The organism is Streptomyces sp. NPDC048659 (assembly GCF_040650575.1).
Classification (GTDB): domain Bacteria; phylum Actinomycetota; class Actinomycetes; order Streptomycetales; family Streptomycetaceae; genus Streptomyces.
Map to the genome: position 1 here is coordinate 1 of NZ_JBEZHM010000074.1, position 18,941 is coordinate 18,941.

An 18,941-nucleotide genomic window follows, 5' to 3' on the forward strand; every position below is an offset into this window, starting at 1 on the left:
TGCGCCAGCTGCCACGGGACCGGCGGTCAGGGCACCTCCGACGGCCCGTCCCTGGTCGGCGTGGGCTCGGCGGCCGTGGACTTCCAGGTCGGCACTCCGCGCCCTGGCTGCCGCACGGCTGCGAGCGGCCCGGCGACGGCTGGTCCTTCGACGCGCACCTGCCCGCGCAGGCCGCCGGCACCCAGCTCCCCGCGCCGGACGCAGGGGGCGCCGTCCTCCTCCCGTACGACGAGGTGTTCCCCGAGGCCCCGCACACGCGCTGCGTCCGGGGCCGTGCCGGGCCCGGGCCCGAGCCGGGCCGGCTGCTGATCGCCCTCGGGGTGGACCGGAACTGAGCAGGGACGCGTACCCGTCGCGATCCCCGCTCCTTCCGCACGCCCCGCAGGCCGGGGCTGCCCCACCCCGAGGACGTAACCCCCCATGAGCAATCCCGCCAACCTGCTCTCCGTGGCACAGCAGACTGTCGGCAACACCCCCGTCCTGTGGATGGACGACGGCTACTGGGCCAAGCTCGAAGGTTTCAACTTCGGCGGCATCAAAGACCGCGCCGCCCTCCACATGGTCGAGCAGGCCCGCCGCCGCGGCGAGCTACGCCCCGGCGCCCCCATCGTCGAGTCCACCTCCGGCACCCTCGGCCTCGGGCTCGCGCTCGCCGGGATCCTGCACGGCCACCCCGTCCACGTCGTCACCGACCCCGGACTCGAACCGATCGTCGAGCGGATGCTCACCGCGCACGGCGCCCACGTGCACGTGGTGCCCGAGCCCAGCCCGCACGGCGGCTGGCAGCAGGCCCGGATGGACCGGGTCGCCGAACTGCTGCTCGCCCTCGACGGGGCCTGGTGGCCCAACCAGTACGGGAACCCCGACAACCCGCAGGCGTACGGCGGGCTCGCCGCCGAGCTCGGCGAGCAGCTGGACCGGGTCGACGTGCTGGTCTGCGCGGTCGGCACCGGCGGCCACTCGTCCGGCATCGCCCGCGCGCTGCGCGCCGGCGGCAGCCCCGCCCTGGAGCTGGTCGGCGTGGACTCCATCAACTCCACCGTCTTCGGGCTCCCGGCCGGCGAGCGGCTGATGCGCGGGCTCGGCTCCTCCATCCACCCGGAGAACGTGGACCACGCCGCCTTCGACGAGGTCCACTGGGTGGGCCCGGCCGAGGCGGTACGGGCCGCCCGGCGGCTCGCGTCCCGGCAGTTCGCCACCGGCGGCTGGAGCGTGGGCGCGGTCGCGCTGGTCGCGGGCTGGCTGGCCCGCACCCGGCCGCGCGGCACCCGGATCGCCGCCGTCTTCCCCGACGGGCCGCAGCGCTACTTCGACACGGTCTTCAACGACGAGTTCTGCGCGAAGCACGGGCTGCTCGACGGTCCCGTGCGGGAGGAGCCCGCCGGGTACGCCGAGGGCGAGCCGGTCAGCGGCTGGACCCGCCGGGTGCTGGAGCGGGCGGAGCGGGTGCGTTGAGCACGACGGCGGCGCCCTCCCAGGGAGGGATCTGGAAGCAGAGCCTCAGCTTCGACCCGGCCGTGCGGCTCCTCTTCCTCAACCAGCTCACCATCAACCTCGGCTTCTACATGCTGATGCCGTACCTGGCCGCCCATCTGGCCGACGGCCTGGGCATGGCGGCCTGGGCGGTCGGGCTCGTCCTCGGCGCGCGGAACCTGTCCCAGCAGGGCATGTTCCTCGTCGGCGGCGCGCTCGCCGACCGGCTCGGCTTCAAGCCGCTGATCGTCGCCGGCTGCGCGCTGCGGACGCTCGGCTTCGGGGCGCTCGCCTTCGCGCAGTCGCTGCCGATGCTGATCGCCGCCTCGCTGGCGACGGGTCTGGCGGGCGCGCTGTTCAATCCCGCCGTACGGGCGTATCTGGCGGCGGAGGCGGGGGAGCGGCGCGTGGAGGCGTTCGCGCTCTTCAACACGTACTACCAGGCGGGCATCCTGCTCGGGCCGCTGGTCGGGGTGGCGCTGACCGGGGTGTCGTTCCGGCTGACGTGCCTGGTGGCGGCGGTGCTGTTCGCCCTGCTCACCCTCGTACAGCTGCGGCATCTGCCGGTGCGCCGGGAGGCGACCGAGCCGGCGGGGGCCGCGGGGGCGGACGGGAAGGCGCGCGGGCAGTTCCGGACCGTGCTGGCCAACCGGGTGTTCTGGCTGTTCTCGCTGGCCATGACCGGCTCGTACGTGCTGTCCTTCCAGGTCTATCTGGCGCTGCCGCTCGCGGCGGACAGCACGGCGGTGACGACGGCGCTGTTCGTGGTGTCGGCGCTGGTGGCACTGGTCGGGCAGCTGCGGATCACCGCCTGGTGCAAGCGGCGGCTCAGCCGGGAGCGGTGCCTGGTGCTGGGGCTCGCCCTGATGGGCGTGGCCTTCCTGCCGCCCGCGCTGGTGGGCGGCGGGCGTTCGCTGCCGGGGCTGCTGCTGTGCGCGGCGCTGCTGGCGGCGGCGAACGCGGTGCTCTACCCGTACGAGATGGACACCGTCGTCGCCCTCGCCGAGAACCGCTGGGTGGCCACCCACTACGGGCTCTACAACACCGTCTGCGGGATCGGCATCACCCTGGGGAACCTGGGGACGGGCGCCCTGCTCGACGTCACCGGCTGGTCGGCGGTGCCGTGGCTGACGCTGTGCGCGGTGGGTCTCGGCTGCGCGGTGGCCATGGCGGCGCTGGCCCGGGGCGGGCGGCTCGCCGTCCGTCCGGCCGTAAGCCAGTCGGCCGCGCGCCAGTCGCCGACGGCGACCGGCTGACCGCACCCTGGGGAGGGCGCGGGTCCTCCCGTCGCCCTCGGGGCGGTCCCTGGTCCGTACGGGCCGGGTCCGGCCGGGACCGGGTCCAGGCGGGAGAGCAGCGGTGGCGCGAGCGGCGGTGCGGGACGGGCCGGGCGGCGGCGGTGGCGGCGACGGGGCCCGCGGGCCGTACGCCCTCGCCCGCCGGTTCATCCGCGCGCTGCCGCCGCTGATCATCGTGGGCGGGGTCGTCTTCGATCTGGCGACCCCGCCCGAGTACACGGCGGCGCCGCTGTTCTCGGCGGCGCCGCTGATCGCCGCCCCCTTCTTCTCCACGCTGACCACCCTGATCACGGGTGTCGCCGCCGTCCTCGCCAGCATCGGCCTGCACGTCTACAACGACACCTCCAGCCACATCCCCGCGCTCACCGAGACGCTGACGGTGCTGACCGTCTCGGCGCTGGCGATGCTGATCAACCGGGTGGTGCGGCGCAGCGGCGAGCGGCTGGCCTCGGCGCGGGTGATCGCGGAGACGGCGCAGAAGGCGGTGCTGCCGCAGCCCGCCGAGCGGATCGGCGGGCTCCAGATCGCGGCGCGGTACGAGGCGGCGGAGGCGGACGCGTTCATCGGCGGCGACCTGTTCGCCGTGCAGGACACGCCGTACGGGGTGCGGCTGGTCGTCGGCGACGTGCGGGGCAAGGGGCTCGACGCGGTGGAGGCCGTCGCCGTGGTCATCGGCGCCTTCCGCGAGGCGGCGGAGCTGGAGCCGACGCTGGAGGGCGTGGCCCAGCGGCTCGAACGGGCGCTGGACCGGGAGGGCACCCGGCGGGACGGGCTGGACGCCTTCGAGGGGTTCACGACGGCGGTCCTCGCCGAGATCCCGCGCGGCGAGGGCTTCGTACGGGTGGTGAACCGCGGGCATCCCGAGCCGCTGCTGCTGTACGGGGACGGGGCGCTGGCGCGGTTGCAGCCGAGCGAGGCGGCGCTGCCGCTGGGGATGGGGGAGCTGGCGGCGTGGCCCGACCGGGCGGACGAGACGCCGTATCCGGCGGGCGCGACGCTGCTGCTGTACACGGACGGGCTGTCGGAGGCGCGGGACGGGCACGGGGTCTTCTACGATCCGGCGGCGCGGCTGGCCGGGCGGCTGTTCCCCGGGCCCGAGGAGCTGCTGGACGCGCTGGTGGCGGACGTGCGGCGGCACACGGGCGGGGGGTCGACGGACGACATGGCGCTGCTCGCGGTGAGCCGGCCGGCGGCGGGGCAGCCGGAGCGGCGGCGGACGATACCGGTGGTGCCGCCGGGCGCGGCGCCCGGCGGGGGGACTGGCGCAGTGCCCGGCGGGGGGCTCGGTGGCACGCCCCCGCCGGGTGGTGACGGCTCGTAGTCGGGGGGTGTCACTCCGATAACAATTGATACAACGTCAGATTCCGCCTGTGACGCGAATCCCGTCTGACCGGGGGTCAAGTCGGGACATTCCCTGTCGATTCAGCTAATGATCAAGGGGAACGGCTTGGAATCGGGAGGCCGTGTCTATTAACGTTCGATAACGCAGCGCGGTCGTCCCAGCCGTCGCAAGAGACGGCACCGTGCGCGTGCGCCGAATTCCGCAAGGGAACCGGGGAACCACCACTTGGGGTGAATCGGGCACGTCGCACCCGTGCGGCACGCCCGTAGGAGACCTTCCTGCTCCGAACCCGTCAGCTAACCCGGTAGGCGAGAAGGAAGGAAAGGAGAGCGCCTCCGTGGCGTCCGACACCCCCGCTCCCGAAGCCCCCTTCGACTCTTTCGGCGCCTATGGCGCCGCGGGCACGGGCGGGGAGGAATGGAACCCCACCGAGGACTCGATGCGGGCCCAGAACCGCGCCGGCGGCCGGCACCGGGTCGTCAAGCAGCGCTCCAACTTCGCCCGCTCCTCCACCGTCCTCGGCGTCGGCGTCATCGCCGCCGTCGGCGCGGGCGGCCTGGCCACCGCCCAGGAGAAGCCCAAGGTCTCGATAGCCCTGCCCGACCTCGGCCTGCCCGCCGCCTCCGAACTGCCCGGCATCGGCGACCTCATCGGCGGCGGCGACTCCAAGGGCTCCGACGAGGGCACCGGCACCGGGACCGGGAACGCCCCGCGGCCGCTCACCGCCCTCACGTACACGACCCCCGAGGACGGCACCACCGCCGACGCCCCGGCCGGCTCGAAGCAGCAGGCCGACGCGGGCGAGGCGCTGCGCGCCCGCATCCTCCAGCAGGCCGAGCAGCAGCAGGCCGCCGCCGACACGGCGGAGAAGGAGGCGGCGCAGAAGGCCGCCGCCGAGAAGGCGGCGACGGAGGCCGCGGCCAAGGCCGAGGCGGCGGAGAAGGCGGCGGCCGAGGCGAAGAAGAAGGCCGAGGCGGAGGCCGCCGCGAAGGCCGAGGCCGAGCGCCTGGCCAAGCTGGCCGCCAGCTACGCGCTGCCCACCTCCTCGTACACCCTCACCTCCACCTACGGCGAGTCCGGCTCCATGTGGTCCTCCGGCTACCACACCGGCCTGGACTTCGCCGCGCCCACCGGCACCCCGGTCAAGGCCGTCCACAGCGGCACCGTGAAGTCGGCCGGCTGGTCCGGCTCCTACGGCTACCGGATCGTGCTGGAGCTCGCCGACGGCACCGAGATCTGGTACTGCCACCTCTCCTCGATGACGGTCGGCGCGGGCCAGTCCGTCGGCACCGGCGACACCATCGGCCGCGTCGGCGCCACCGGCAACGTCACCGGCCCCCACCTCCACCTGGAGGTCCACACCCCGTCCGGCGGCGGCATCGACCCGGCGGGGTGGCTGCGGTCCAAGGGCCTGAGCGTCTGACGGCCGGCGTAGGGCCTGAGCGTCTGGCGGCCGTCGATGGGCTTGGGCGTCTGACATCCGGCGTGGGGCCTCAGCGTCCGACGGCCGTCGCGGCGGAATAGGCCCGGCCGCGCGGGGGGTTGATCACCTTATGACTTCTCTCCGCGCACTGGGCAATTCCGACCTGCACGTCTTCCCGCTCGCCCTCGGCGGCAACGTCTTCGGCTGGAGCGCCGACGAGGCGCAGTCCTTCGCCGTCCTCGACGCGTACGCCGCCGCGGGCGGCAACTTCGTCGACACCGCCGACACGTACTCCTCCTGGGTCGAGGGCAACGAGGGCGGCGAGTCCGAGACCGTCATCGGCCGCTGGATGGCCTCCCGGGGCAACCGCGCGGACGTCCTCGTCGCGACCAAGGTCGGCGCCCACCCCCGCTTCAAGGGGCTGGCCGCGCCCACGATCAAGGCCGCCGCCGAGGAGTCGCTGCGCCGCCTCGGCACCGACTACATCGACCTCTACTACACGCACTTCGACGACGAGTCCGTGCCCGTCGAGGAGATCGTCACCGCGCTCGACCAGCTCGTGAAGGACGGCAAGGTCCGGGCCGTCGCCGCCTCCAACATCTCCCCGGAGCGGCTGCGCGCCTCGCTCGACTTCGCCGAGGCGGAGGGCCTCGCCCGGTACGTCGCCCTCCAGCCGCACTACAACCTGGTCTCCCGCGAGACCTACGAGGGCGAGCTCCTGGAGACCGCCGAGCGTGCCGGGCTCGCGGCCGTGCCGTACTTCTCGCTCGCCTCCGGCTTCCTCACCGGCAAGTACCGCCCGGGCACCGCCGTCGCCAGCGTCCGCGCCGGCAGCGCCGGGCAGCACCTGGAGACCGAGCGGGGCCGCCGGGTGCTCGCCGCGCTCGACACGGTCGCCGCGGCCCATGACGCCGAGCCCGCCACCGTCGCCCTCGCCTGGCTGGCCTCCCGCCCGACCGTCGTCGCGCCGATCGCCTCGGCCCGTACGGTCGAGCAGCTGCCCGCCCTCGTCGCCGTGGCCGAGCTGGAGCTGACCGGCGCCGAGCTCGCCGCGCTCGACGAGGCGTCGGCGGTCTGAGCGGGTTAAGGGGGTTAAGGGGTTTAAACGGTCCGGTCCGCCAAGCGGGCCGGGGCGTACAGGGCGGGACACGGCATGACAGGACGGGGCGGGACCTTCGGCGGTCCCGCCCCGGACTTGTGCCGCTGGGGCGGTCCGCCCCGCGGCTGTCACCCTGACTGGAGGGTCATCCGCAGCCGGTGGCGCTCCCCGCTGTACTCCACGCGCGAGCGCATCAGAGGGCGCCCGTCCCGGGTGCGGATCAGCTGGTCCAGTACGAGGACGGGGCCGCCGCGCGGGCAGCCGAGCAGCTCGGCCAGGCGCGCGTCGGCGACCTGGGCCTCGATCGTGGCCTCGGCGAGGTCCGGGCTCTTGCCCCAGCGGGCCAGCTCGGCGAAGAGGGAGGCCGAGGTGAAGTCGATCCGGGGCAGGTCCGGGGCCGCGTCCAGGAGCAGCAGCGCGTGGTCGACGGCCACCCGGACGCCGTTGAGGGTCCGCACCCGCTCCAGGCGGAACAAGGGGGTGCCGGCTGGTACTTCCAGCGCCTCCGCGTCGTCCAGGCCGGCCGTGACGGTCTCGCTGCGGATCACCAGCGAGCCGGGGCGCATGTGCTTGCGCCGGGCCGTGGCCGTGAAGGACTCCAGCTCCTTGGGCCACTCGCGGGCCGGGGCGGGGGCCGCCGGTGCGGCGACGAACCAGCCGCGCCCGTGGGAGGGGACGACCACGCCGCGCTCGTCGAGCTCGGTCAGGGCCCGCCGCAGCGTCACCCGGGAGACCGAGAGCAGGGCGCACAGCTCGCGTTCGGGCGGGAGGCGGTGGCCCTCGGTGAGCCCGCGCCGGGCGATCTCCTCCTGGATCCGGTCCGCGCACCGCATCCAGAGAGGGTCGGCGGCGCGGCTCGGGCGGGGGTCCGGGAGGTCTTCGCTCATAGTCCCGAACCGTACCACCAGAGACCACTTGGGCGGCCCGTGAGTCGGGACCTTAGACCTCACCTGCCCTTTTCAATGCAGACCACTAAATACCTCTGTTGACCACATAAGAAACCACCAACTACCTTCCGAGACATGTCCCCGACCCCCGCTCGACGAGGAGCAGTCCGATGACGACGGCCACGGCCCCGGCGGCCAAGCTCGCGCCCCCTGGGAAGAAGCGCGCCAAGATCATGCCGGTCATGCAGCGCATCGGCCGCAGCCTGATGCTCCCGGTCGCCACCCTCCCGGCCGCAGCCCTGATGCTGCGCCTGGGCAAGGAGGACCTGCTCGGCAGCGAATCGCTCCCGCTGATCGTCCGCAAACTCGGCATGGTGCTCGCCGCGGGCGGCGGCACCGTCATCGACAACCTGCCGCTGCTCTTCGCGGTCGGCGTCGCGATCGGCTTCGCGAAGAAGGCCGACGGCACCACCGCGCTGTCCGCCGTGGTCGGCTACCTCGTCTTCAAGGCCGTACTGGCCAGCCCCGCCTTCCCGATGGGCGTGGACGGCAAGCCGCTGGACGCCAAGGTCATCGGCGGCATCGTCATGGGCCTCGTGGCGGCCGGCCTCTACCAGCGGTTCTCCCGCACCAAGCTGCCCGACTGGCTCGGCTTCTTCGGCGGGCGCCGCCTGGTCCCGATCCTCGCCGCCTTCGCCGGTGTCGGCGTCGGCGTGGTCTTCGGCGTGGTCTGGCCCACCGTCGGGTCCTGGTTCTTCCACTTCGGCGAGTGGCTGGTGGGCACCGGCGCCTGGGGCGCGGGCATCTTCGGCGTGGTCGTGCGCTCCCTGATCCCGATCGGGATGCACCACTTCTTCTCGTTCTTCCCCTGGTTCGAGGCCGGTTCCTTCACCAACCCCGACACCGGCGCCGTGGTCCACGGCGACATCGCCCGCTTCCTCGCCGGCGACCCGAGCGCGGGGCAGTTCATGACCGGCGGCTTCCCGATCTACATGTTCGCGCTGCCCGCCGCCGCCCTCGCCATCGCCCACACGGCCCGGCCCGAGAACCGCACCATGGTGCGCGGCATGATGCTCTCCTGCGCCGTCACCGCCTTCGTCACCGGCGTGACCGAGCCCATCGAGTTCTCGTTCATGTTCGTCGCCCCGGTGCTCTACATCATCCACGCGCTGCTCTTCGGCGTCTCGATGGCCGTCTGCTACGCCCTCGGCATCCGCGACGGCTTCGGCTTCTCCTCGGGCGCCATCGACTACATCGTCAACTACGGCATCGCCACCAAGCCCTGGATGCTCATCCCGATCGGCCTGGCCTTCGCCGCCCTCTACTACGTGATCTTCCGCTTCGCCATCGTCAAGTTCGACCTCCCCACCCCGGGCCGCGAACGCGACCCCGAGGCCGAGGCGGCGCAGGCGCCGGTGGCGGCTCCGGCCCCGGTCGTGCCCGCCGCCCGCGCCGAGGGTACGGACGCAGGTACGGACGCAGGCCCGGACCGCAGCAGCACCTGACGGAGCGCGCCGGGGGAGCGCGGCCCATCAGCGCCCGCTTCCCCGGCCCCGGCCCAGGCCCGGTCCCGGCCCACCCCGGTCGGGACCTGGCCCGGTCTCCCCCCACCCCCCCGCACACGTCACACCCCTCGTACTGGAGCCCCCCATGTTCGCCTCCCGGATCACCTTCCTCGACGGCCAGGCCGGTCAGGGCGCCGCCCTGGAACGGATCGCCGCCCACGTCCGGGCCCGGCTCGCCGAACCCGCCGCGGCCGGCGCCCTGCGCGAGGCCCGCCGCCCGCTGTTCACCGGCATCGGCGCCTCCTACGCGGCCCTCGCCGTCCCGGTGCACCGGCTGCGCGCCGCCGGTGTCGTCACCCAGCGGGTCTCCGCCGACGAGATCGAGAACGGCCTCGCGGGCTTCGACACCGACTGCCTGATCGGCGTCTCGCAGAGCGGCCGCAGCTCCGAGACCCTCGCCGCCTTCGCCGCCGCCCCCGCGGACACCACCCGCGTCGCCTTGGTCAACGTGTCCCCCTCGCCGCTGACCGAGGCCGCCGGACTGGCCGTGGACCTCGGCAACGAGGCCGACTCCTTCGCCTCGACCATCGGCTACACCGGCACCATCGTGGCCCTGGACCTGGTCGCCGCCGCCATCGAGGGCCGGCTCGCCGACGAGGACCACTGGAGCGGGATCGCCGGCCGCGTCGACGAGGTCCGCGCCCGGGCCGCCGAGGCCGCCGCCGCCCTGCGCGTGCGCGGCGCCGCCTGCACCGCCGCCGACGACGTGGCCGCCGGCTCCTCCCGCGCCTCCGCCGAGGAGGGCGCGCTGCTGCTGCGCGAGGTGGTCCGGATGCCCGCCGCCCACTCCTCCACCCGCACCTACCTGCACGGGGAGATGGAGTCGGCGGGCAACACCCTGCACGTCGTGCACGGCGCGGGCCGCGAGCTCGACCTGGCCCGCTCGCTCGCCGGCGCCGGTCACCTCACCCTGCTGGTCACCACCGCCGACGTGGCCCCCGCCCCGAACCTGTTCACCGTCCGGCTGCCCCAGTGCCCCGACGCGGTCCGTGTCGTGCTGGAGACCGTCGTCCTCCAGGAACTGGTCGCCGTCCTCGCCGACGAGCGCGGGGTGCCGATCGAGTCCTTCGTGTTCGCCAACGACGACACCAAGCAGGGCGGCCTGGACATGGCCGACTTCGAGGTCGCCGCCTTCACCGCCGCCGGCTGAACGCCCGACCGGCTGAACGACCCCCCGGCTGAACGCCCCCGGCCGTCCCGCCCCTAGCTGCGGTACGGGTTGTAGCCGCCGTAGTCCAGGTACTGCGGCGGCGCCCAGACGCGGCCGGTGGCGCGGGCCGCGTAGCTCAGCGCGGGGGAGGCCACCTGGCGGCGCTGCCACAGGTGGTGCAGCAGCTCCTGCTCGCGGGCCGCGAAGTCCGGGGCCGCCTGGCCGAGCCCGGCCCGGTGGCGGAGGAAGGCGAGGGTGGTGGCGAAGGTCTCGTACTCGCCGACGGCCTGCGCGGCCTGCTTCCCGAAGGTCCGGGCCGCGAAGCCCCGGGCCAGCGAGCGGGCCCGCATCGAGGAGAGCGCGAGCGGTTCGTCGTGGGCGAGCCAGCCGGCCGCCGCGTAGGCCGGGAGCTCGCCGGATATCGTGCGCAGCTCCTTCTGCCGGCTCCATATCGCGAGCCAGGTCAGCAGGCCGAAGACCGGGACCATGAACATCCCGTACACCGCGAGGAACGCCAGCGGGTGGAAGGTCGCCGAGCCGTTCCACAGGGCGTGCAGGCCCATGGCGAGCAGCAGACCCGCGAGCGGCAGCAGCACCAGCCGTGGGCGGCGGAAGCGGGCGCGGGCCGCGAGCAGGGCGGCGAAGCCCAGGCCGAGCCCGGTGAGCGAGGTGAAGAGGGGGTGGGCGAACGGCGACATGATGATCCGGACGAGGAAGGTCCCGAAGGTCATGGAGCCGAGGCCGGTGGAGCCGATCTCCTGGTCCTCGCCGAAGGCGTTGCCCAGATAGAGGATGTTCTCCGTGAAGGCGAAGCCGGTGGCGGTGAACCCGGCGTAGACCAGGCCGTCGACCGGGCCCGTGAAGTCCCGGCGGCGGAAGAGGAAGAGCAGCAGCAGCGCCGCGCCCTTGGCGGTCTCCTCCACGACCGGGGCGACCGCGGTCGCGCCGAGGGTGTCGGCCGAGCCGGGGTCGGAGGTGGCGCCGCTGATCCACTCCACGGCGAGCGAGTTGGCCAGGATGGCCACCAGCGTGGAGGCGAAGGCGCCCCAGGCCAGGGCGAACAGCAGGTTCTTCCAGGGGGCCGGCTCGACCCGGTCGAGCCAGCGGAACGCGGCCAGCAGCAGCGGCACGGGCAGCACGGCGAGGCCGAGCCCGACGAGGAAGCCCTCCGTGCCGGTCTCCTCCCGCACCAGCGCGAGGATTGCCAGCGCGCACAGCGCGAGCAGGGTGATCAGGACGATGGCCCGCAGCAGCTTGCTGCGCCAGAACGCGCGCCGCGGCTTGTACCGCCACTTGGCGCGCTCCGGGACCGCGGTGAAGTCCGGCTGGTCCGTCTCCAGGGCGGGCACGGGCGCGGGCGCGGGGACGAACGCCCCGGCGGGCGCGGGGGCGGGCTCGGCGGCGGTGGCGGATCCGGCGATCGGGTTCGATGACACGCAACGACCCTAACGAGCGCCACCGACAGCGGCGAGGGGGTTCTCGCAGCCTGTGGAAAACCCGTCCCCTCCTGTTCCGCACGTCGCCCCTCGCCCGGCGTCACCGCCCCGCCCCCGGGGTCAGCGCCGCCGGAACAGCAGGTCGTGGACGACGTGCCCCTTGTCGAGGCCCTGCCCCTCGAAGCGGGTCAGCGGCCGGTGGCCGGGCCGGGGCGCGTAGCCGCCGTCGGCCTGGGTGTTCTCGAAGTCGGGGTGCGCTTCGAGCACCTCCAGCATCTGCTCCGCGTACGGCTCCCAGTCCGTGGCGCAGTGCAGCACGCCGCCGGGCTTGAGGCGGGGCGCGAGCAGGGTGAGGAAGTCGGGCTGGATCAGCCGCCGCTTGTGGTGCCGCTTCTTCGGCCAGGGGTCCGGGAAGTAGACCCGGCAGCCGTCGAGGGACTCGGGCTTGAGCATCTCGCGCAGCAGGATGACCGCGTCGCCGTTGGCGACCCGGACGTTCTCCAGGCCGTTGCGGTCGGCGAGCCCGAGCAGGTTGCCCTGGCCGGGGGTGTGCACGTCCACGGCGAGGATGCCGGTGCCGGGGTCGGCGGCGGCCATCTGCGCGGTGGCCTCGCCCATGCCGAAGCCGATCTCCAGGACGACCGGCAGCCCGCCGAACATCTCGTCCAGGTCGAGCAGGCGCATGCCGTCGATGTCGAGGCCCCAGTCGGGCCACCGCTTCAGCATGGCCTCGGCCTGGCCCGCGGTGACGCGGCTGCGGCGGGGCTGGAAGCTGCGGATCCGCCGCTCGAAGTGCGAGCCGGCCGGGTCGGGCGAGGGGCCCTCGCCCGGCGCGAACATCCGGCTGCCGAGCCGCGCGGCGCGCTGCTCGGCCAAGGCGCGGTCGGCGGGGGTGGTCCCGGTGGGGCCGGCGGGGACCGCGGGGGCGGTCGGCGGGGTCATCTCAGGCTGCTCAGACACAATGCCCCGATTCTACGGGGAGCCCGGCACGCCCGTCGTGGCCGCGGGCGCCCGCGGCCCGGCGCCTACAGCAGCGCCAGCGCCCGGCCGGCGACCTCGCGTCCGATCGGCAGGGAGGCGGTCGCGGCGGGGGACGGGGCGTTCAGCACGTGGACCGTGCGGACCGACTCGCGGATCAGGAAGTCGTCGACCAGGGTGCCGTCCTTCAGCACCGCCTGCGCCCGCACACCCGGCGTGGCCCGCCGCAGGTCGCGCTCCTCGACGATCGGCAGCATCCGCCGCACCGCCTCGGTGAAGGCGCGCTTGGACAGCGAGCGGCGCAGCTCGCCCGCCCCGTACCGCCAGTGCGCCTTGGCTATGGCCCAGCTGCCCGGCCAGGCGAGGGTTCCGGCGAGCTCGCGGGGGCGGACCACCGACCAGCCGTAGCCCTCGCGGGCGAGGGCCGGGACCGCGTTCGGCCCGACGTGGACGCCGCCGTCGATGCCCCGGGTGAGGTGCACCCCGAGGAAGGGGAAGGCCGGGTCGGGGACGGGATAGACCAGTCCGCGGACGAGGGAGGGGTCGGCCAGCTCGTAGTACTCCCCCCGGAAGGGGACGATCCGCATCTCCGGGTCGTCGCCCGCGAGCCGCGCCACCCGGTCGCAGTGCAGCCCCGCGCAGTTCACCAGGACCCGCCCGCGCACCACGCGCCCGGCGGCCGTGCGCACGGCCACGCCCCAGGGGCGCCGGTCCACGGCGGTGACCGCCGACCCGTACAGGATCCGCGCCCCCGACTCCTCGGCGAGCTTCGCCGCCACCGCCCCGTAGTCGACGATGCCGGTCGTGCCGACGTGGATCGCGGCCACGCCCCGCACCCGCGGCTCGTACTCGCTGATCTGCGCCGGGCCGAGCTCGCGGACCGGGATCCCGTTCTCCCGGCCGCGCTGGACGAGGGCGTGCAGCCGGGGCAGCTCCTCGCGGTCGGTGGCGACGATCAGCTTGCCGGTGACCTCGTGGGGGATGCCGTACTCCGCGCAGAACTTGACCATCTCGGCCGCGCCCTCGACGGCGAACCTGGCCTTGAGGGAGCCCGGCCGGTAGTAGATGCCGCTGTGGATCACGCCGCTGTTGCGCCCGGTCTGGTGGCGGGCCGGGGCGTGCTCCTTCTCCAGGACGGTGACCCGGGTGCCCGGCGCGGCGCGCGTGATCGCGTACGCCGTCGACAGACCGACGATCCCGCCGCCGATCACCAGCACGTCACAGTCGTAGTCATAGCGGACAGACACCAGCGCCACCTCCCACCCCTGATAGTGCACTGGCCCACTGACAATCCCGCTAAACCGCCCGGGTCTGGGACGCGCGTCACGCCGGGGCCACGAGGAGCGGGCGGGCGCGCTCCCGGAGCTCCATGACCCGGGGCTCGTCCCCGTACGGTTCGAGCCGGTTCAGCAGGTCTCGTACGTATTCGGTGGTGCGGGCGGAGGAGATCCGTCCGGCGACCTCCACCGCCAGGGTGCCGGCGGCGCAGGCCGCGTCCAGGTTCCCCGACTCCAGCTCGGCCACCGCCGACACCACCAGCCGCAGGCCGTGCGAGCGCACGTACTCCTCGGTCGGGCGGGACAGCGCCTGCTCGGTGAAGCGCCGCACCTGCCGGGGCAGCTTCAGGTCGCGGTAGCACTCGGCGGCGTCCGCGCAGAAGCGGTCGTACGAGTAGAAGCCCAGCCACGTCGGGTCGGCGTCGCCCGCGCGGGAGCGCTCCAGCCAGCCCTCGGCCGCCTTCAGGGCCGCCGCCGCGGCGACCCCGTCGTTGGCCTTCGCGTGCGCGCGGGCCTCGACGAGCCGGAAGAACGACATGGTGCGGGCGGTGGCCAGGCCCCGGTTGCGCTCCAGGGCCGCCTGCGCCAGGTCGACACCCTCGTCGGCGAAGCCGCGGTAGGTCGCCTGGAGCGACATGGACGCCAGCACGTACCCCCCGAGGGGGACGTCGGCCGCCGCGCGCGCGAGCCGCAGCGCCTGGATGTAGTAGCGCTGGGCGGCCTCCTGCTGGCCCGTGTCGAAGGCCATCCAGCCCGCGAGGCGGGTCAGCTCGGCCGTCGCGCCGAACAGGGCGCGCCCCACCTCGTCCGAGTAGGAGCCGAGCAGCAGCGGCGCCGCGTCCACCCTTAAGCACTCGGGCACCATCGAGGAACGCCAGTCCCCGCCGCCGTACTTGGAGTCCCAGCGGCGCGCGTCCTCGGCGGCCTCGCGCAGCTTGGCGACGTCGCTGTGGCCCACCCGCGCGTGGTCGGCCGGCTCGCCCGCCGCCGGGGGCCGGGCGGCCTGCCGCTCGACCGAGGGGTCGGCGGGTGTGATCAGCCAGCGGGAGGCGGGTGTCGCGTACGCGCTCACGGCGAAGGAGCCGGCGAGCGACTGCCAGATCCCGCCGCCGCCCCGGCGGCCGGCGAGATCCAGCCGGTAGAGCTCGGTGGCCGAGCGGACCGCCTCGCCCACGTCGCGCGGGAAGGCGAGCCCGACCTCCGGCGCGGGGTCGGCGTCGGCGAGCCCGATCTCGTGCAGCGGCACGGGCCGGCCGAGCTTCTGGCCGATGGCGGCGGCGATCAGGTGCGGGGCGGCGCCCTGCGGCACCATGCCCTTGGACACCCACCGGGCCACCGACGTCTTGTCGTACCGAAGCGTCAGGCCCCGCTGCGCACCGAGGTCGTTGACGCGCCGGGCGAGCCCGGCATTGCTGATTCCCGCGAGGGCGAGAACCGTGCCGAGCTTTTCGTTCGGCCCGCGTTGCTCCCTGGACATGACGCCACCCCTCGACACGACCACCCGGACGGCCGCCACGACGCCGGGCATAGGCGTGCGGCATTCGTAAACACAGCGTAGTTCGCCGCATCCCTACCGTTAAGGGGCGGAGTTCCGTATGGCGAGATTGTTGTGTGATGGGCTGAGCGGTTCCCGCGGGGGCGCCGCCCGTGCTCCCGGCGTGTGGCCGTGCGCCCGCCCGTGCGCTCTCGTCGGGCCCCGGGGGGAGCGCTTCCATGAGTGCTGCGTGGGTCGGCCCACTTGGCCGAGGACCGTTGTCCGGGTCCGGTGGGCTGGGGGACACCGCCGCCCCATTCCCCGCGGGCGGCGGACGGCTCCGGGAGGCGACCGCCTCCCGGACTGCCGCGAGTAAGCGCCGGGTTGGGGGTTCCGACCCCGGGCGGCGGCGCCGGTCCCGGCCGGTCCGCGCGGGACGGCCCCGGACGGCCGTGGGCCGCCGATGGTCGCCTCGGGACCCGAGAATGGCCGAAAATCGATGGTCGCTCCTCGGCTGCGGACGAGGAGCCGGCGAGCCGCCGACAGGCCACCGCCGGATCGCCGGGCACGGCGCCCGGCGGCTCTCAACCGGCCCATGCCAGGGGCGCATTCGCGCTGCTGTGATGCCTCCCGCGCCCCTCCGGCATGGCAGCATGTCCTCCACTCGACCTTTGTGGAGGCGGCGATGCGGTGGCTGGTGGGCTGGAGCAGTGTCGCCGCGCGGTACGGCGCCCCGCCCGGCTCGGCCGGGACCGTCGGCGACCCCGCCGAGGGACGCACGGTGCAGCCGGTGGGCGCGCAGCTCCTGTGGGGCGACCCCGACCCGCTGTGGGCGGTCGGCGACTGGCGCCCCGACGAGGTCCGCGTGGTCGGCCTCGACGAACACACCCGCCTCGCCGTCCTCGGCTGCTGCGCCGCCAGCGACGACGAACTGCGCCGCGGACTGCTCACCGCGCGCGGGGGCGCACTGCGGCACCTGACCGCGTGGCCGGGCGGCTACACCGCCGTCGTCAAGGTCGGCCGCCGCGTCACCGTCACCGGCGACCTCGCGGGCGCCCGCCCCGTCTTCCACACCCCCTGGGCCGGCGGCACCGCCTACGGGACGGCCGCCCTGCCGCTCGCCGACCTCACCGAGGCCCAGCTCGACATCGGCCACCTCGCCGCCCTGCTGGCCTGCCCCGAGACCCCCGAGGCGCTGCGCGACTCCACCCCGTACGAAGGTGTGCGCCGGGTGCCGCCCGGCCACGCGCTCATCCTGCGCGAGGGCTCGCGCGAGATCACCGGCTACGACCCGGTCGCCTCCCTCGCCGTCGCGGCGCCCGAGGCCGACCCCCGGCAGGCCGTCGAGGACGTCCGGGACGCGCTCGTCGAGGCGGTACGGGCCCGGCTCACCGCGCCCCGGCACGCGCCCGAGACGCCGCTGCCCGACCCGGGCCCGGTGCCCGGCATGGGGCCCGCCGACCGGCGCGCGGCCCGCGGCGGCGGCCCCGCCCCCGGCATCGGCGCCGACCTCTCCGGCGGCAGCGCCTCCGGCACCCTCGCCCTGCTCGCCGCCGGGCTCCCCGGCGTCCCCGGCACCGTCCTCGGCCACGGCACCGGGGCCGGCGAGCGGCTGCTCGCCGTCACCTTCAACGACCTCGCGGGCGCCGGCAGCCGCGAAGAGCTCGCCCGCGCGGGGGAGATTGCCGCCAACCCGCGCCTCCACCACGTGGTCGTCACCGCCGGGGAGGAGGCCCTCCCGTACGCGGAGCTCGACGGGCCGCTCACCGACGAGCCGGGCCCCGCGCTCGTCTCCGCCGACCGTCACCGCAGGCGGCTCGCGGGCGGCAGCGCCGACCACTTCACCGGCTTCGGCGCCCGCCAGGTCCTGGACGCGCACCCGGCGCGCCTCGCCGACCTCCTGATGGACCGCAGGCGCCGCTCCCTGGTGCGCCCGGTCACCGCGCTCGCCAAGGCCACCGGCCCCTCGGCGGGCGCGCTCCTCGTCCCGCTCCAGGTCTACCGCGCGGCCCGCAGGCTCGCCCGTACGCCCTACCGCACCGGCCTGGAGGCCGCCGCCACCCGCGTCCTGGAGGCCAACCGGGCGCCCGGCGGCTCCTACGGCCCCCTGGAGGCGTCGCTCTCCGCCCTCGCCTGGTCCCGGCCAGGCCCGGCCGCGCGCTGGCTGACGGGGGAGGCGCTGGCCGAAGTATCGGTTCGCCTGAACCGGGCGGCGACCCTCCCCGCCGCCGTCCAGCGCCCCGGCGAGGCCCGCGCCCGCGCCGCCCTCGCGCGCGCGGCGGCCGACCACCGCGTCCTCGAACAGGCCGCCGAGATCCGCAGCCAGCGCCTGCACGCCCCGTTCCTGGACAACCAGGTCGTCCGCGTCTGCCGCACGCTCCCCGAATCCCTGCGGGTCCAGCCCGACGCCCGCGCCACCGTCCTGCGCACCGTCCTCGCGGGCGCCGGCATCCGCGACCTCCCCTCCGGCTGGGGCGCCCCCCATCCGGCCGTCCCGGCGGCCACCACCCGCGCGGGACTGCGTGCGGCGCTCCCGCACCTGATCGCCCTCTTCGACGCGCCGCTCCTCGCCGACGCGGGCCTGATCGAGGCGCGCGTGGTCCGCCGCGCCCTGCGCGCCGCCGCCGACGGCGAGCAGGTCCCCCTCGACGGCCTCGCCGACCTGGTCTCCACCGAGCTCTGGCTCCGCCGCCTCCTCGCCCGCCGCGGCTCCTGCTGGACCGGCACCGCCGCCCCCCGCCACCGCGCGGTGCCGGGCCCCCTGATCCCGGCGGCGCGGTCGCTCCCGGCGTAGCGGCGGATGGCCCAGGCGGGCGCCTGACCTGCCGAAACGTCACAGCACGCTCGTTCGAGTGAACGGTCTTCCGTTCCCCCCGGGGGTGTGTGCCTACGCTGGGAGCGTCGCACCGAGCGAAGGAGGCCGACATGGCGATGGCGCTGCCCGTACCGGGGGGCGAAGCCCCGGACGACGCCCCGCCCCCGTACGAGGGTGCGTCCGTGGAGCAGACCTTCGAGCTCTTCAGTGCGGTGGCCCCCAAGGGCTGGCGCGTGGAGCTGATCGAAGGGGAGATCAAGGTGGTACCACCGGCGAACGGCCAGCACGAGGAGATCGTGACCGAGGTGGTGGAACAGGTCGTCCGTGGCAGGAACGACCGTTCGCTGCGCAGCTATACGGGCATCGGTCTGCACCTCCCGGACGACTCCAGGGTCATCCCCGACCTCGTCCTCGCTCCCAAGGGGAGCTTCGCCGACAAGCAGGAGTGGCACCCGACGGACCCCGTCCTCCTCGTCGCCGAGGTCACCTCGCCCTCCACCGCAGGCCGGGACCGTGTGGAGAAGATCAGGGGATACGCCAACGCGGACATCCCCGTCTACCTGCTCATCGACCGCGAGGCGGCCCAGGTCGTCGTCTGCTGGGAGCCCTCAGTGGACGCCTACCGGCACACTTCCTCCCACCAGCTGGGAGCCGTGGTCTCCCTTCCGGAACCCCTCGGCTTCGACCTCGACACCTCGGAGTTCTGACCCCGCGCCCCGAGCGC

At 74.7% G+C, this 18,941-nt stretch carries 14 protein-coding genes, 1 pseudogene and 1 riboswitch; of the genes and pseudogenes, 10 read left to right on the forward strand and 5 right to left on the reverse strand.

What is annotated here, in order from left to right; translation table 11 throughout:
• The 6 genes and pseudogenes from AB0C99_RS35010 to AB0C99_RS35035 form a co-directional block, all read left to right on the forward strand.
• A pseudogene (locus AB0C99_RS35010) lies at positions 1–102 on the forward strand (cystathionine beta-lyase); the annotation flags it as partial.
• Positions 103–420: 318 nt separating this feature from the next.
• Positions 421–1,455 carry a PLP-dependent cysteine synthase family protein gene (locus tag AB0C99_RS35015; RefSeq protein ID WP_362483786.1) on the forward strand — a complete coding sequence of 345 codons (1,035 nt, stop codon included), beginning with the start codon at positions 421–423 and terminating at the stop codon, positions 1,453–1,455.
• Entirely contained in the window at positions 1,452–2,729 is a 1,278-nt protein-coding gene (locus tag AB0C99_RS35020) for an MFS transporter (RefSeq protein WP_362483788.1), read from the forward strand. Before AB0C99_RS35015 ends, AB0C99_RS35020 begins: the two co-directional genes overlap by 4 nt.
• A 199-nt stretch (positions 2,730–2,928) precedes the next feature.
• Positions 2,929–4,092, forward strand: a complete 1,164-nt coding sequence (locus tag AB0C99_RS35025; protein ID WP_362483817.1) for a PP2C family protein-serine/threonine phosphatase — start codon at positions 2,929–2,931, stop codon at positions 4,090–4,092.
• 201 nt (positions 4,093–4,293) lie between these two features.
• A riboswitch (cyclic di-AMP (ydaO/yuaA leader) is annotated at positions 4,294–4,439 on the forward strand.
• An 11-nt stretch (positions 4,440–4,450) separates the two neighbouring features.
• Positions 4,451–5,536, forward strand: coding sequence for a M23 family metallopeptidase (locus tag AB0C99_RS35030; RefSeq protein WP_362483790.1), 1,086 nt, complete (start codon positions 4,451–4,453; stop codon positions 5,534–5,536).
• A 130-nt stretch (positions 5,537–5,666) separates the two neighbouring features.
• Entirely contained in the window at positions 5,667–6,614 is a 948-nt protein-coding gene (locus AB0C99_RS35035) for an aldo/keto reductase (RefSeq protein ID WP_362483792.1), read from the forward strand.
• Positions 6,615–6,763: 149 nt separating this feature from the next.
• Here AB0C99_RS35035 and AB0C99_RS35040 read toward each other — a convergent pair whose 3' ends face one another.
• Positions 6,764–7,522: a GntR family transcriptional regulator gene (locus tag AB0C99_RS35040; protein ID WP_362483794.1), complete on the reverse strand. Its 759-nt coding sequence runs from the start codon at positions 7,520–7,522 to the stop codon at positions 6,764–6,766.
• 170 nt (positions 7,523–7,692) lie between these two features.
• On the opposite strand from AB0C99_RS35040, the gene AB0C99_RS35045 reads away from it, so the two are divergent.
• Positions 7,693–9,027, forward strand: a complete 1,335-nt coding sequence (locus AB0C99_RS35045; protein ID WP_362483796.1) for a PTS transporter subunit EIIC — start codon at positions 7,693–7,695, stop codon at positions 9,025–9,027.
• 145 nt (positions 9,028–9,172) lie between these two features.
• Positions 9,173–10,237 carry an SIS domain-containing protein gene (locus AB0C99_RS35050; protein ID WP_362483797.1) on the forward strand — a complete coding sequence of 355 codons (1,065 nt, stop codon included), beginning with the start codon at positions 9,173–9,175 and terminating at the stop codon, positions 10,235–10,237.
• Positions 10,238–10,290: 53 nt separating this feature from the next.
• Here the strand turns inward: AB0C99_RS35050 and AB0C99_RS35055 are convergent, their stop codons facing one another.
• From AB0C99_RS35055 to AB0C99_RS35070, 4 genes are all read right to left on the reverse strand, one after another.
• Entirely contained in the window at positions 10,291–11,586 is a 1,296-nt protein-coding gene (locus AB0C99_RS35055) for a PrsW family intramembrane metalloprotease (protein WP_362483819.1), read from the reverse strand.
• Between the two features lie 207 nt (positions 11,587–11,793).
• Positions 11,794–12,633: a tRNA (guanosine(46)-N7)-methyltransferase TrmB gene (trmB, locus tag AB0C99_RS35060; RefSeq protein ID WP_362483799.1), complete on the reverse strand. Its 840-nt coding sequence runs from the start codon at positions 12,631–12,633 to the stop codon at positions 11,794–11,796.
• Between the two features lie 65 nt (positions 12,634–12,698).
• Positions 12,699–13,901: an L-2-hydroxyglutarate oxidase gene (gene lhgO / locus AB0C99_RS35065; protein WP_362483821.1), complete on the reverse strand. Its 1,203-nt coding sequence runs from the start codon at positions 13,899–13,901 to the stop codon at positions 12,699–12,701.
• 73 nt (positions 13,902–13,974) lie between these two features.
• Complete coding sequence (locus AB0C99_RS35070; protein WP_362483801.1) at positions 13,975–15,405, reverse strand: MFS transporter; 1,431 nt, start codon at positions 15,403–15,405, stop codon at positions 13,975–13,977.
• A gap of 682 nt (positions 15,406–16,087) precedes the next feature.
• Here AB0C99_RS35070 and AB0C99_RS35075 point away from each other — a divergent pair.
• Complete coding sequence (locus tag AB0C99_RS35075; RefSeq protein WP_362483803.1) at positions 16,088–18,196, forward strand: asparagine synthase-related protein; 2,109 nt, start codon at positions 16,088–16,090, stop codon at positions 18,194–18,196.
• 131 nt (positions 18,197–18,327) lie between these two features.
• Entirely contained in the window at positions 18,328–18,924 is a 597-nt protein-coding gene (locus AB0C99_RS35080) for a Uma2 family endonuclease (RefSeq protein WP_362483805.1), read from the forward strand.
• Positions 18,925–18,941 lie beyond the last annotated feature (17 nt).

Excerpts from the sequence above, each read along its gene's own strand:
- AB0C99_RS35015 (WP_362483786.1), top strand. The coding sequence starts at position 421 with ATGAGCAATCCCGCCAACCTGCTCTCCGTGGCACAGCAGACTGTCGGC.
- AB0C99_RS35035 (WP_362483792.1), top strand. The coding sequence starts at position 5,667 with ATGACTTCTCTCCGCGCACTGGGCAATTCCGACCTGCACGTCTTCCCG.
- AB0C99_RS35040 (WP_362483794.1), bottom strand. The coding sequence starts at position 7,522 with ATGAGCGAAGACCTCCCGGACCCCCGCCCGAGCCGCGCCGCCGACCCT.
- AB0C99_RS35045 (WP_362483796.1), top strand. The coding sequence starts at position 7,693 with ATGACGACGGCCACGGCCCCGGCGGCCAAGCTCGCGCCCCCTGGGAAG.
- AB0C99_RS35050 (WP_362483797.1), top strand. The coding sequence starts at position 9,173 with ATGTTCGCCTCCCGGATCACCTTCCTCGACGGCCAGGCCGGTCAGGGC.
- AB0C99_RS35070 (WP_362483801.1), bottom strand. The coding sequence starts at position 15,405 with ATGTCCAGGGAGCAACGCGGGCCGAACGAAAAGCTCGGCACGGTTCTC.
- AB0C99_RS35075 (WP_362483803.1), top strand. The coding sequence starts at position 16,088 with ATGCGGTGGCTGGTGGGCTGGAGCAGTGTCGCCGCGCGGTACGGCGCC.
- AB0C99_RS35080 (WP_362483805.1), top strand. The coding sequence starts at position 18,328 with ATGGCGATGGCGCTGCCCGTACCGGGGGGCGAAGCCCCGGACGACGCC.